Source organism: Ralstonia edaphi (assembly GCF_958350185.1).
In the GTDB taxonomy this organism is placed as follows: Bacteria; Pseudomonadota; Gammaproteobacteria; order Burkholderiales; family Burkholderiaceae; genus Ralstonia; species Ralstonia edaphi.
In genome coordinates this window covers 276,352-288,312 of sequence record NZ_CATWHI010000002.1, presented here as the reverse complement: position 1 = coordinate 288,312, position 11,961 = coordinate 276,352, and the positions used below count along the sequence as shown (strand labels likewise).

The window sequence follows — 11,961 nt, the reverse complement described above, 5'->3', positions numbered from 1 at the left end:
AACGTCATGCCCATGTCCGCCGCGTATCGCGCGCTGTATCAGCGTTCCATTGACGACCCTGTCGGCTTTTGGAGCGAGCAGGCCCAGCGCATCGATTGGCAAACGCCGTATTCCGCCGTCCTCGACGATTCGCGCCTGCCGTTTGCCAAGTGGTTCGTGGGCGGACGCACCAACCTGTGCCACAACGCCGTCGACCGGCATCTCGCCACGCGCGGCGAACAGGCGGCGCTGGTGTATGTCTCGTCCGAAACCGGCGTGGAAACGACGTACACGTATCGCCAGCTCCATCGCGAAGTCAACCGCATGGCGGCGACCCTGCAGGCGCTGGGCGTCAAGCGCGGCGACCGCGTGCTGATTTATCTGCCGATGATTCCCGAAGCCGCATTTGCCATGCTGGCCTGTGCACGCATCGGCGCGATCCATTCGGTGGTGTTCGGTGGTTTCGCATCCAACAGCCTCGCCACGCGCATCGACGACGCCACACCGCGCGTGATCGTCAGTGCAGATGCAGGCTCGCGCGCGGGCAAGGTCGTCGAGTACAAGCCGTTGCTCGACGCTGCGATCGAGCTGGCAGCGCACAAGCCCGAGCGCGTGCTGCTCGTCAATCGCCAACTTGCGCCCATGCAGCACAACGCGCGCGACGTCGACTACGCAACACTCGCCGCACAGCATGCCAACGCTGATGTGCCGTGCGAATGGATGGAATCCAGCGAGCCCTCGTACATCCTTTACACATCAGGTACGACCGGCAAACCGAAGGGCGTCCAGCGCGACACGGGCGGCTACGCGGTGGCGCTGGCGGCGTCGATACCGCTCATTTTCGGCGCCCAGCCTGGCGACACGATGTTCACTGCATCCGATGTGGGCTGGGTGGTGGGGCACAGCTACATCGTTTACGCGCCGCTGCTCGCGGGCCTGACGACGGTCATGTACGAAGGCACGCCAATCCGCCCCGACGGCGCGGTCTGGTGGCGCATCGTCGAGCAATACCGCGTGAACGTGATGTTTACCGCGCCGACCGCCATTCGCGTGCTCAAGAAGCAGGATCCTGCGCTGCTGCAGCGGCATGACCTGTCGAGCCTGCGCCGCCTGTTCCTTGCCGGCGAGCCGCTGGACGAGCCCACCGCCAGCTGGATCGGCGAGGCGCTACACAAGCCCATCGTCGACAACTACTGGCAGACCGAGACGGGCTGGCCGATGCTGGCGATTCCGCAAGGGGTCGAGCCGTCCATGCAAAAGCTCGGCTCGCCGGGCTTCCCGGTCTATGGCTACAAGCTCGACATCCTGGATGAGTCCACTGGCGAGCCGTGCGCCCCGGGCGAGAAAGGCCTGCTGGCCGTTGCGGCGCCCCTGCCACCGGGCTGCATGACCACCGTCTGGGGCGACGACGCCCGCTTCCTGCAGACGTACTGGTCGGCGTTTCCGGGCCGGCACATTTATTCGAGCTTCGACTGGGGTGTGCGCGACGAGGAGGGCTACGTGACCATCCTCGGCCGCACCGACGACGTGATCAACGTGGCCGGCCACCGCCTCGGAACGCGCGAGATCGAAGAAAGCCTGTCGTCGCATCCCGCCATCGCCGAGGTGGCGGTGGTGGGCGTGGCCGATCAGCTCAAGGGCCAGGTGGCGATGGGGTTTGCCATCGTGCGTGACGCCTCGCGCATTGCGGATCCGGCGGGGCGCTTGGCGCTGGAGGGCGAGTTGATGCGCACGGTCGAGGCGCAGCTTGGAGCCGTGGCGCGGCCATCGCGCGTGTTTTTTGTCGGGGCGCTGCCCAAGACGCGCTCCGGAAAACTGCTGCGGCGGGCCATGCAGGCCGTCGCGGAAGGGCGGGATCCGGGCGATCTGACCACCATTGAAGACCCCACGGCGCTCGCTCAGGTGCAGGCGGCCATGCGCGGTGAGCAGGGCCACGAGAAGTGACGTTCCAGCCAGTCAGGAGTGGCGTTTGCCGGCATGGCGGGGCGTCACAATTCGGCGGGCATGCGCCGTTAAGTCCTTCCTTTCATTGAGTTTTTTGCGGCGCCGGGGTATACTCGTCGGGTTTGAGTTCAGAAACCCATCACCCTAGCGCCAACCGCTTCCTACCTCCCGCCTACCGCCCCGTCTGCCTCGTTCCTCGTGATTTCTGGTGAGTTCTGTCCCAGTCCCGACTCGACGCGCAAACGGCCGGATTCCGCACAGCCGGAATTCCGCTTCGGCGCCAAGGTGATCAGGTCGGCACAGGGTGAATCCAGCAGGAGCTACCCGTGTTGCCGTCTTTCCCGCCCGCCATCCTCGCGCTTGCAGACGGCACGGTCTTTCGTGGCTATTCCATCGGTGCGGCCGGTCATACGATCGGCGAAGTGGTGTTCAACACCGCGATCACCGGCTATCAGGAAATCCTCACCGATCCGAGCTACTCGCGCCAGATCGTCACGCTCACGTACCCGCATATCGGTAACGTTGGCGTGAACCGTGAGGACGTCGAAGCTACGAAAGTCCATGCCGCCGGCCTCATCATCAAGGATCTGCCGATCCTCGCGTCGAACTTCCGCAAGGAGCACTCGCTCTCGCATTACCTCAAGGGTGAGAAGGTCGTCGCCATTGCCGGCATCGATACCCGCAAGCTGACCCGCATCCTGCGTGAGAAGGGCGCCCAGAACGGCTGCATTCTCGCCGGCGAAGACAACGTCCAGAAGGCCATCGACCTGGCACGCTCGTTCCCGGGTCTGTCGGGCATGGATCTGGCCAAGGTCGTGTCCGTGACCGAACCGTACGAGTGGACCCAGACCGAATGGGCACTCGGCCGCGGCTACGGCAAGCAAGACGCCCCGAAGTACCACGTGGTCGCATACGACTTCGGCGTCAAGTTCAACATCCTTCGCATGCTGGCCGAGCGCGGCTGCCGCGTAACGGTGGTGCCGGCACAAACCAGCGCAGCCGACGTGCTGGCGCATAACCCGGATGGCGTCTTCCTCTCCAATGGCCCCGGCGATCCGGAACCGTGCGACTACGCCATCGCCGCTGCCAAGGAGTTCTTGGAGCGCCGCCTGCCGACGTTCGGCATCTGCCTGGGTCACCAGATCATGGGCCTGGCTGTCGGCGGCAAGACGCTGAAGATGAAGACCGGCCACCACGGCGCCAACCACCCGGTCAAGGATCTGCAGGACGGCCGCGTGGTCATCACCTCGCAGAACCACGGTTTTGCAGTCGATCCGGAATCGCTGCCGGCCAACGCGCGCGTGACGCACGTCTCGCTGTTCGACGGCACGCTGCAGGGCTTCGAACTGACGGATCGTCCGGCATTCTGCTTCCAGGGTCACCCGGAAGCGTCGCCCGGTCCGCACGACATCGCGTATCTGTTCGACCGCTTCACTGCGGCGATGGACGCAGCGAAGCAGTAAAGCAATCGAGATCGCATCGCCATGAACGCTTTCATGCTCGCCCACTTCGGCATCACCGAGTTCTGGACCTTCCTGCTCGGCACGATCTTCATCGTGCTGCTGCCCGGGCCGAACTCGATGTACGTGCTGTCGGTGGCGGCCCGTCGCGGTGTGCGCGCGGGCTACCAGGGCGCGTGCGGCGTGTTCCTGGGCGATGCCATCCTGATGGTGTTGTCGGCGGCGGGCGTGGCTTCGCTGTTGAAGGCGAGTCCGGCGCTGTTCTACGTCGTGAAGTACATCGGTGCGGCGTATCTGGCTTGGATCGGCCTGCAGATGTTGCGCGGCGCGGTGCGCAACTGGCGCGCGCGCAAGGCTGGTGAGTCCGGCGCACAAGACGCGGCCCCGGCTGATGAATCGCACCCGTTCAAGAAGGCGCTGATCATCAGCCTGCTGAACCCGAAGGCGATCCTGTTCTTCATCTCGTTCTTCATCCAGTTCGTCGATCCGCACTACGCGCTGCCGGTGGTGTCGTTTGTCGTGCTGGGGCTGGTCTGCCAGATCTGCAGCTTCCTGTACCTGACCACCATCATCTTCGTGGGCGCGCGGCTGGCCGCGGCGTTCCGCGCGCGACGACGTTTGTCTGCCGGTATGAGCAGCGGCGTCGGCGCCATGTTTATCGGCTTTTCCGCCAAGCTGGCGACGGCCACACTGAATTAATCGAATCGAGCGGGTTATGCCAAAACGTACAGATATCAAAACCATCCTGATCATCGGCGCGGGTCCGATCATCATCGGCCAGGCGTGTGAATTCGATTACTCCGGCGCGCAGGCTTGCAAGGCGCTCCGTGAAGAAGGTTTCAAGGTGGTCCTGGTCAACAGCAATCCGGCCACGATCATGACCGACCCCAGCACGGCCGACGTGACCTACATCGAGCCGATCACCTGGGAAGTCGTCGAGCGCATCATCGCCAAGGAACGCCCCGACGCGATCCTGCCGACGATGGGCGGCCAGACCGCGCTGAACTGCGCGCTGGACCTGCATCGCCACGGCGTGCTGAAGAAGTACAACGTCGAGCTGATCGGCGCATCGCCCGAGGCCATCGACAAGGCCGAAGACCGCCAGAAGTTCAAGGACGCGATGACCAAGATCGGTCTCGGTTCGGCCAAGTCGGGCATCGCGCATTCGATGGACGAGGCCGTGGCCGTGCAGTCGCAGATCGCCAAGGAAACCGGCACGAGCGGCTACCCGATCGTGATCCGTCCGTCGTTCACGCTGGGTGGCACGGGCGGCGGCATCGCCTACAACCGTGAAGAATTCGAAGAGATCTGCAAGCGCGGTCTCGACCTCTCGCCGACCAACGAGCTGCTGATCGAAGAATCGCTGCTCGGCTGGAAAGAATACGAGATGGAAGTCGTGCGCGACAAGGCTGACAACTGCATCATCGTCTGCTCGATCGAGAACCTGGATCCGATGGGCATCCACACCGGTGACTCCATCACCGTGGCGCCGGCGCAGACGCTGACCGACAAGGAATACCAGATCCTGCGTAACGCCTCGCTGGCCGTGCTGCGCGAGATCGGTGTGGATACCGGCGGCTCGAACGTGCAGTTCTCGATCAATCCGAAGGATGGCCGGATGATCGTGATCGAGATGAACCCCCGCGTGTCGCGTTCGTCGGCGCTGGCGTCGAAGGCCACCGGTTTCCCGATTGCCAAGGTCGCTGCCAAGCTGGCCGTGGGTTACACGCTGGACGAGCTGAAGAACGAAATCACTGGCGGTGCGACCCCGGCGTCGTTCGAGCCGTCGATCGACTACGTGGTCACCAAGGTGCCGCGCTTCGCGTTCGAAAAATTCCCGCAGGCCGACAGCCACCTGACCACGCAGATGAAGTCGGTCGGTGAGGTGATGGCCATGGGCCGGACCTTCCAGGAATCGTTCCAGAAGGCGCTGCGCGGCCTGGAAGTCGGCGTGGACGGCCTGGACGAAAAGTCCACCGACCGCGACGAGATCATCGAAGAGATCGGCGAAGCCGGTCCGGACCGCATCTGGTATCTGGGCGACGCATTCCGCCTGGGCCTGTCGATCGACGAGGTCTACGCCGAGACGTCCATCGACCCGTGGTTCCTCGCGCAGATCGAAGACATCGTCAAGACGGAAGCACTGGTCAAGGCACGCACGCTGGAAAGCCTGTCGGCTGCCGAGCTGCGTCTGCTCAAGCAGAAGGGTTTCTCCGACCGTCGCCTCGCCAAGCTGACCAAGACGACCGCCAAGGCCGTGCGCGAAAAGCGTATCGCCGAGAAGGTGCGCCCCGTCTACAAACGCGTCGACACCTGCGCCGCTGAATTCGCGACCAACACGGCGTACCTGTACTCGACGTACGAAGCCGAGCATGGCGAGTGCGAAGCCGAACCGACCAGCAACAAGAAGATCATGGTCCTGGGCGGTGGCCCGAACCGGATCGGCCAGGGTATCGAGTTCGACTACTGCTGCGTGCACGCCGCGCTGGCGCTGCGCGAAGACGGGTACGAGACCATCATGGTCAACTGCAACCCGGAAACCGTCTCGACCGACTACGACACGTCCGATCGCCTGTACTTCGAGCCGGTGACGCTGGAAGACGTGCTCGAAATCGTCGACAAGGAAAAGCCGGTCGGCGTGATCGTGCAATACGGCGGCCAGACGCCGCTGAAGCTGGCGCTGGATCTGGAGGCCAACGGCGTGCCCATCATCGGCACGTCGCCGGACATGATCGACGCGGCCGAAGACCGTGAGCGCTTCCAGAAGCTGCTGCACGAGCTGGGCCTGCGCCAGCCGCCCAACCGCACCGCGCGCGCCGAAGACGAAGCTCTCAAGCTGGCTGAGGAAATCGGCTATCCGCTGGTGGTGCGCCCGTCGTACGTGCTGGGCGGCCGCGCGATGGAAATCGTGCACGAGCCGCGCGACCTCGAGCGCTACATGCGCGAAGCCGTGAAGGTGTCGAACGACAGCCCTGTGCTGCTCGACCGCTTCCTGAACGACGCCATCGAATGCGACGTGGATTGCCTCTCCGACGGCAAGCGTGTCTTCATCGGCGGCGTGATGGAGCACATCGAGCAGGCCGGCGTGCACTCGGGCGACTCGGCTTGCTCGCTGCCGCCGTATTCGCTGTCGCAGGCGACCGTCGACGAACTGAAGCGCCAGACCGCCGCGATGGCCAAGGCGCTGAACGTGGTCGGTCTGATGAACGTGCAGTTCGCCATCCAGCAGAAGGGCGGCGAAGACATCGTCTACGTGCTGGAAGTGAACCCGCGTGCTTCGCGTACGGTGCCGTACGTTTCGAAGGCGACCGGTGTCTCGTTGGCAAAGGTTGCAGCTCGCTGCATGGCGGGTCAGTCGCTGGATTCGCAGGGCGTCGAGACGGAAGTCGTGCCGGCGTACTACAGCGTCAAGGAAGCGGTGTTCCCGTTCAACAAGTTCCCGGGCGTTGATCCGGTGCTCGGACCGGAAATGCGCTCGACTGGCGAAGTCATGGGCGTCGGCAAGACGTTTGGCGAGGCGCTCTTCAAGAGCCAGCTCGCCGCCGGTTCGCGCCTGCCCGAGAAGGGCACCGTGCTGATGACCGTCAAGGACAGCGACAAGCCGCAAGCCGTGGAAGTTGCCCGCGCGCTGCATACGCTGGGCTACCCGATCGTGGCGACGCGCGGTACCGCCTCGGCCATCGAAGCCGCCGGCATTCCGGTGCGCGTGGTCAACAAGGTGAAGGACGGCCGTCCGCACATTGTCGACATGATCAAGAACAGCGAGATCGCGCTCGTCTTCACGACCGTCGACGAGACGCGTGCCGCGATTGCCGACTCGCGTTCCATCCGCCAGGCTGCATTGGCGCAGCGTGTCACGTACTACACGACCATCGCCGGTGCGCGCGCCGCGGTGGAAGGTCTGAAGCACATGCAGCACCTGGATGTGTATGACCTGCAGGGCCTGCACGCCACCCTGTAAGCCCATCGTCAGGGCCTGCGACGCGGCATAGCGTCGCGGTGAACCGCCCGGAGAGGAGCAGTTGCCGCCTCCGGACGGTTCGCCTAAACTAGAGCGTCCGTGTCAAAACAACGACAGCCGCCGTCAGGCGGGTGTGCGCTACGCGCCCTCCCGCTTCGCAGCGGCTGATTTTTTTGTGATTCCGAATTACTTACGATGAGCACCATTCCGATTACCAAGCGCGGTGCCGAGATGCTGAAAGAGGAGCTTCAACGTCTGAAGACCAAGGAGCGTCCGGCCGTCGTCAACGCCATCGCCGAGGCACGTGCCCAGGGCGATCTGTCCGAAAACGCCGACTATGATGCCGCCAAGGAGCGCCAGGGCTTCATCGAAGGCCGCATCCAGGAAATCGAGGGCAAGCTGTCTGCCGCGCAGATCATTGATCCGGCTTCGCTGGACGCCGACGGTCGCGTGGTTTTTGGCGCCACGATCGACCTGGAAGATCTGGACTCGGGCAAGCCCGTCACGTATCAGATCGTCGGCGATGACGAAGCTGATCTGGAAACCGGCAAGATCTCGATCAGCTCGCCGATCGCACGCGCGTTGATCGGCAAGTTCGAAGGCGATGTCGCTACCGTGGTTGCTCCCGGTGGCGAACGCGAATACGAAGTCCTGGCCGTCAAGTACCTCTAACCAGATCCAAGGCAACCACCATGCCGCAGCGCTTCTTCCAGTTGCTTGCCACGGTATGGTGCGGTTCGCTCTGGACCATCGGCTACATCGTCGCGCCGACGCTGTTTGCGATGCTAGAAGATCGCCAGTTGGCCGGCTCCATTGCCGGCCGATTGTTTCATGCGCAAGCGTGGATCGGCTTGGCGACAGGGTGTTTGCTGCTGCTGGCTGCCACGGCGCTGGTGCGCCGCGGTGAGGTCGGTTACCGGCGGCTGCGCTGGCTTGTGCTGGCGATGCTGCTATGTGTGCTGGTGGGCTATTTCGGCCTGCAGCCGTTCATGGCTTCGCTGCGCGAACAGGCCGATGCGCTTGGCGTGGCGGTGGGGGATTCGCCTTACCGCGCACAGTTTGGCATGCTGCACGGCGTATCGAGCGTGTTCTATCTGGTCCAGAGCCTTCTGGGGGTGGCGCTGATCTGGAAGGCGGCGGGCATTCGGCAAACCGCCTGAGGCAAAAAAAGACCGGCTGAAAAGCCGGTCGTTTTCCGTGGAGCCCCGAATTGGATCAGGATAGCGCCTTCTTTTTCTGGCTGGTTTGACGCGGCTTTGCACGCTTGACGTTGCCGCCGGCCGTGACGCGTTCGTTGCCAAGGACGCTCAGCCGCACCGGCTTCGGGCGGCGCGCGCTATTCGGGTTCGGCTTGCGCACGGTCACCGAACGTGGACCGGCGCCCACCGTGGTCTTGCGCGGCGGCTTGAGGTCTCGCGGCTGGTTTTCCTTCAGGTACGCTGGGCCTTCGCGCCAGATCACCAGCAGCTTGCCGATGTGCTGTACGGGAGCTGCCTGCAGGCGAGCGCAGATGGTGTCATAGAGTTCGATGCGTGCTTCGCGGTCATCGCCGAAGACGCGGATCTTGATCAGCCCGTGGGCCGCCAGCGAGCGGTCGATTTCAGCCAGAACGGCCTTCGTCAGACCCTCCGCACCGATGATGACGACCGGGTTCAACGCGTGCGCTTCGGAGCGCAGTTCCGATCGTTGGGCAGGGGTGAGGGTAAGGGCGGGCATAAATGAGGGCGGAATCGCGCAAATAGACAAACGGCGCGTATTATCCGCCAAAACCAGTCCTGGCCGCCATGTTTGGCGCTACATCCGGGCGAAATTGCAACCAATTCGATGGCAAAGAACAAATTCAACCAGTCGTGGCTGCACGACCATATCAACGATCCGTACGTAAAGCTGGCGCAGCGCGAAGGCTATCGCGCACGTGCTGCCTACAAGCTCAAAGAGATCGACGAGCAGGACAGGCTCATCAAGCCGGGTCAGGTCATCGTCGATCTTGGTGCCGCGCCCGGCAGCTGGAGCCAGTACGTACGCAACAAGCTGGCCGCCTCGCCGCGCGCCAAGGACGGCCGGATTGACGGGGCGATCGTCGCCATCGACATCCTCCCGATGGAAGCCATCGCCGACGTCACCTTCATTCAAGGTGACTTCCGAGAGGACGACGTTTTCCGGCAACTGGAAGAAATCGTGCTGGAAGCCACGGGCGGGGGCAAAGTGGACCTTGTTTTGTCCGACATGGCCCCCAATCTTTCAGGCGTGGCGTCGGCAGACGCCGCGCGCATGGAGCACATCGCCGAGCTGGCTGTCGAATTTGCCATGGCGCACCTGAAACCTGAGGGCGCGCTGCTGATCAAATGTTTCCACGGCAGCGGCTATAGTCAGATCGTCGAGATGTTCAAGCGTCATTTCAAGATCGTGGCGCCGCGCAAGCCCAAAGCCTCCCGGGACAAATCGTCCGAGACATTCCTGTTGGGCCGCCAGCTCAAGCATCCGGGCTGACGGACGATACTCAGGAAGGGGCCGTCGGCTGGCACGGTGGTCCGTCGGTCTTGCGGGCAATCAACCCGCGGCGGTGTCCGTGCATTACAATGCCAAGCATCCCGTCAAGGCATTTCTAAAGGAGTCTCGCCTTGAATAACAACTGGTTTCAGAAGGCGGCCATCTGGCTGGTGATTGCCTTGGTGCTGTTCACCGTCTTCAAGCAGTTCGACAAGCCGCGCACCCAAGAAGGTGTGACGTACTCGCAATTCATGGACGACGCGAAGGCCGGCAAGGTCAAGCGTGTTGAAGTCCAAGGCCGCACGTTGTTGGTTACGCCCAACGAGGGCAACAAGTATTCGATCATCTCGCCGGGCGACATCTGGATGGTCGGCGACCTGATGAAGTATGGCGTGCAGGTGACCGGCAAGGCGGAAGAAGAGCAAGGTGTGCTCCTTACCGCGCTTTACTACCTCGGCCCGACGCTGCTGATCATCGTCTTCTGGTTCTACATGATGCGGCAGATGCAGGGCGGCGGGAAAGGCGGCGCCTTCTCGTTCGGCAAGTCGCGGGCGCGGTTGATCGATGAGAACAACAACAGCGTCACGTTTGCTGACGTGGCAGGCTGTGACGAATCGAAAGAAGAAGTCGTCGAACTGGTCGACTTCCTGAAAGATCCGCAGAAATTCCAGAAGCTTGGCGGGCGCATCCCGCGCGGCGTGTTGCTGGTGGGCCCCCCGGGTACCGGTAAGACGTTGCTGGCGCGCGCCATTGCCGGTGAAGCCAAGGTGCCGTTCTTCAGCATCTCCGGTTCGGACTTCGTTGAAATGTTCGTCGGCGTGGGCGCAGCCCGCGTGCGCGACATGTTCGAAAACGCCAAGAAGCAGGCGCCCTGCATCGTGTTCATCGATGAAATCGATGCGGTTGGCCGTCATCGTGGCGCCGGCATGGGCGGCGGCAACGATGAGCGCGAGCAGACCCTCAACCAGATGCTGGTGGAGATGGACGGTTTTGAGGCCAACTCTGGCGTCATCGTGATCGCGGCAACCAACCGGGCTGACGTGCTCGACAAGGCGCTGCTGCGTCCGGGCCGCTTCGATCGTCAGGTCTACGTGGGCCTGCCCGACATCCGTGGCCGCGAGCAGATTCTCAAGGTCCACATGCGCAAGGTGCCGATCGGCAACGACGTCGATGCATCGGTGCTGGCGCGTGGCACGCCGGGCTTCTCGGGCGCCGATCTGGCCAACTTGGTTAACGAAGCTGCGCTGTTTGCTGCACGCCGTAACAAGCGCGTGGTGGACATGCAGGACTTCGAGGACGCGAAGGACAAGATCTTCATGGGTCCGGAGCGCAAGTCGGCCGTGATTCGGGAAGAGGAGCGCCGCGCTACGGCGTACCACGAGTCGGGCCACGCGGTTGTCGCCAAGCTGCTGCCGAAGGCTGATCCGGTGCACAAGGTTACGATCATGCCGCGCGGCTGGGCTGGCGGCTTGACTTGGCAGCTGCCGGAGCACGACAAGCACTACGCCTACAAGGACACGATGCTCGAAGAGGTTGCGATCCTGTTCGGTGGCCGTGCCGCAGAAGAGGTGTTCCTAGGCGCGATGAGCACCGGTGCCTCAAACGACTTTGAGCGTGCCACCAAGATGGCCCGCGACATGGTGACGCGCTATGGCATGAGCGACGCGCTCGGCACCATGGTCTACGTTGATACGGAACAGGACGGCTTCTTTGGCCGCATGGCATCGAAGACGGTGTCCGAGGCGACACAGCAGAAGGTGGATTCGGAAATCCGCCGTATCGTGGACGAGCAGTACGCCCTGGCGAAGGGCCTGCTTGAAGCGAATCGCGACAAGGTCGAAGCCATGACTGCGGCGCTGCTCGAGTGGGAAACCATCGATGCCGACCAAGTCAACGACATCATGGACGGCAAGCCGCCGCGCCCGCCGCGGTACGGCTCGACCGGCGGCGGTAGCACCCCTCCGGGTGGCGGTACGCCGGCTGGCGTGAGCCCGGGCAACGTGCCTGCCACGGCATGATGATGCTTGGTTAGTTTGTCGCCTCGGGGCGGCGCGGAAGAGCCGGTGCAAGCGCACCGGCTTTTTTGTTGGCGCTTTCTGGCGTGCCTGGCGTAGCATTCCGGTCCTG

General features: G+C 63.3%; 9 protein-coding genes. 8 read left to right on the top strand and 1 reads right to left on the bottom strand.

Annotated elements, in window-relative coordinates; genetic code table 11:
• Positions 1 to 6: 6 nt before the first annotated feature.
• The 6 genes from prpE to R2669_RS06460 all read left to right on the top strand — a co-directional run bounded on the left by prpE (position 7) and on the right by R2669_RS06460 (position 8,504).
• Positions 7 to 1,923 carry a propionate--CoA ligase gene (prpE, locus tag R2669_RS06485; RefSeq protein WP_316889419.1) on the top strand — a complete coding sequence of 639 codons (1,917 nt, stop codon included), beginning with the start codon at positions 7 to 9 and terminating at the stop codon, positions 1,921 to 1,923.
• Positions 1,924 to 2,249: 326 nt separating this feature from the next.
• Positions 2,250 to 3,386, top strand: coding sequence for a glutamine-hydrolyzing carbamoyl-phosphate synthase small subunit (carA, locus tag R2669_RS06480; protein WP_316889418.1), 1,137 nt, complete (start codon positions 2,250 to 2,252; stop codon positions 3,384 to 3,386).
• Between the two features lie 21 nt (positions 3,387 to 3,407).
• Positions 3,408 to 4,082 carry a leucine efflux protein LeuE gene (gene leuE, locus R2669_RS06475; RefSeq protein WP_147214481.1) on the top strand — a complete coding sequence of 225 codons (675 nt, stop codon included), beginning with the start codon at positions 3,408 to 3,410 and terminating at the stop codon, positions 4,080 to 4,082.
• A 16-nt stretch (positions 4,083 to 4,098) separates the two neighbouring features.
• Positions 4,099 to 7,344: a carbamoyl-phosphate synthase large subunit gene (gene carB / locus R2669_RS06470; protein ID WP_316889417.1), complete on the top strand. Its 3,246-nt coding sequence runs from the start codon at positions 4,099 to 4,101 to the stop codon at positions 7,342 to 7,344.
• A gap of 195 nt (positions 7,345 to 7,539) precedes the next feature.
• Entirely contained in the window at positions 7,540 to 8,016 is a 477-nt protein-coding gene (gene greA / locus R2669_RS06465) for a transcription elongation factor GreA (protein WP_027681156.1), read from the top strand.
• 20 nt (positions 8,017 to 8,036) lie between these two features.
• Positions 8,037 to 8,504: a DUF4149 domain-containing protein gene (locus R2669_RS06460; protein ID WP_147214483.1), complete on the top strand. Its 468-nt coding sequence runs from the start codon at positions 8,037 to 8,039 to the stop codon at positions 8,502 to 8,504.
• Between the two features lie 55 nt (positions 8,505 to 8,559).
• On the opposite strand, the gene R2669_RS06455 is transcribed toward R2669_RS06460, so the two are convergent.
• Complete coding sequence (locus tag R2669_RS06455) at positions 8,560 to 9,060, bottom strand: YhbY family RNA-binding protein (RefSeq protein WP_024972561.1); 501 nt, start codon at positions 9,058 to 9,060, stop codon at positions 8,560 to 8,562.
• Between the two features lie 108 nt (positions 9,061 to 9,168).
• Here R2669_RS06455 and R2669_RS06450 point away from each other — a divergent pair, with 108 nt between their 5' ends.
• Both R2669_RS06450 and ftsH read left to right on the top strand, forming a co-directional pair.
• Positions 9,169 to 9,834, top strand: a complete 666-nt coding sequence (locus R2669_RS06450; protein ID WP_147214484.1) for an RlmE family RNA methyltransferase — start codon at positions 9,169 to 9,171, stop codon at positions 9,832 to 9,834.
• Positions 9,835 to 9,965: 131 nt separating this feature from the next.
• Positions 9,966 to 11,852 (top strand): ATP-dependent zinc metalloprotease FtsH, encoded by a 1,887-nt coding sequence (gene ftsH, locus R2669_RS06445; RefSeq protein WP_147214485.1) that lies wholly within the window; start codon positions 9,966 to 9,968, stop codon positions 11,850 to 11,852.
• The last annotated feature ends 109 nt before the right edge of the window (positions 11,853 to 11,961 follow it).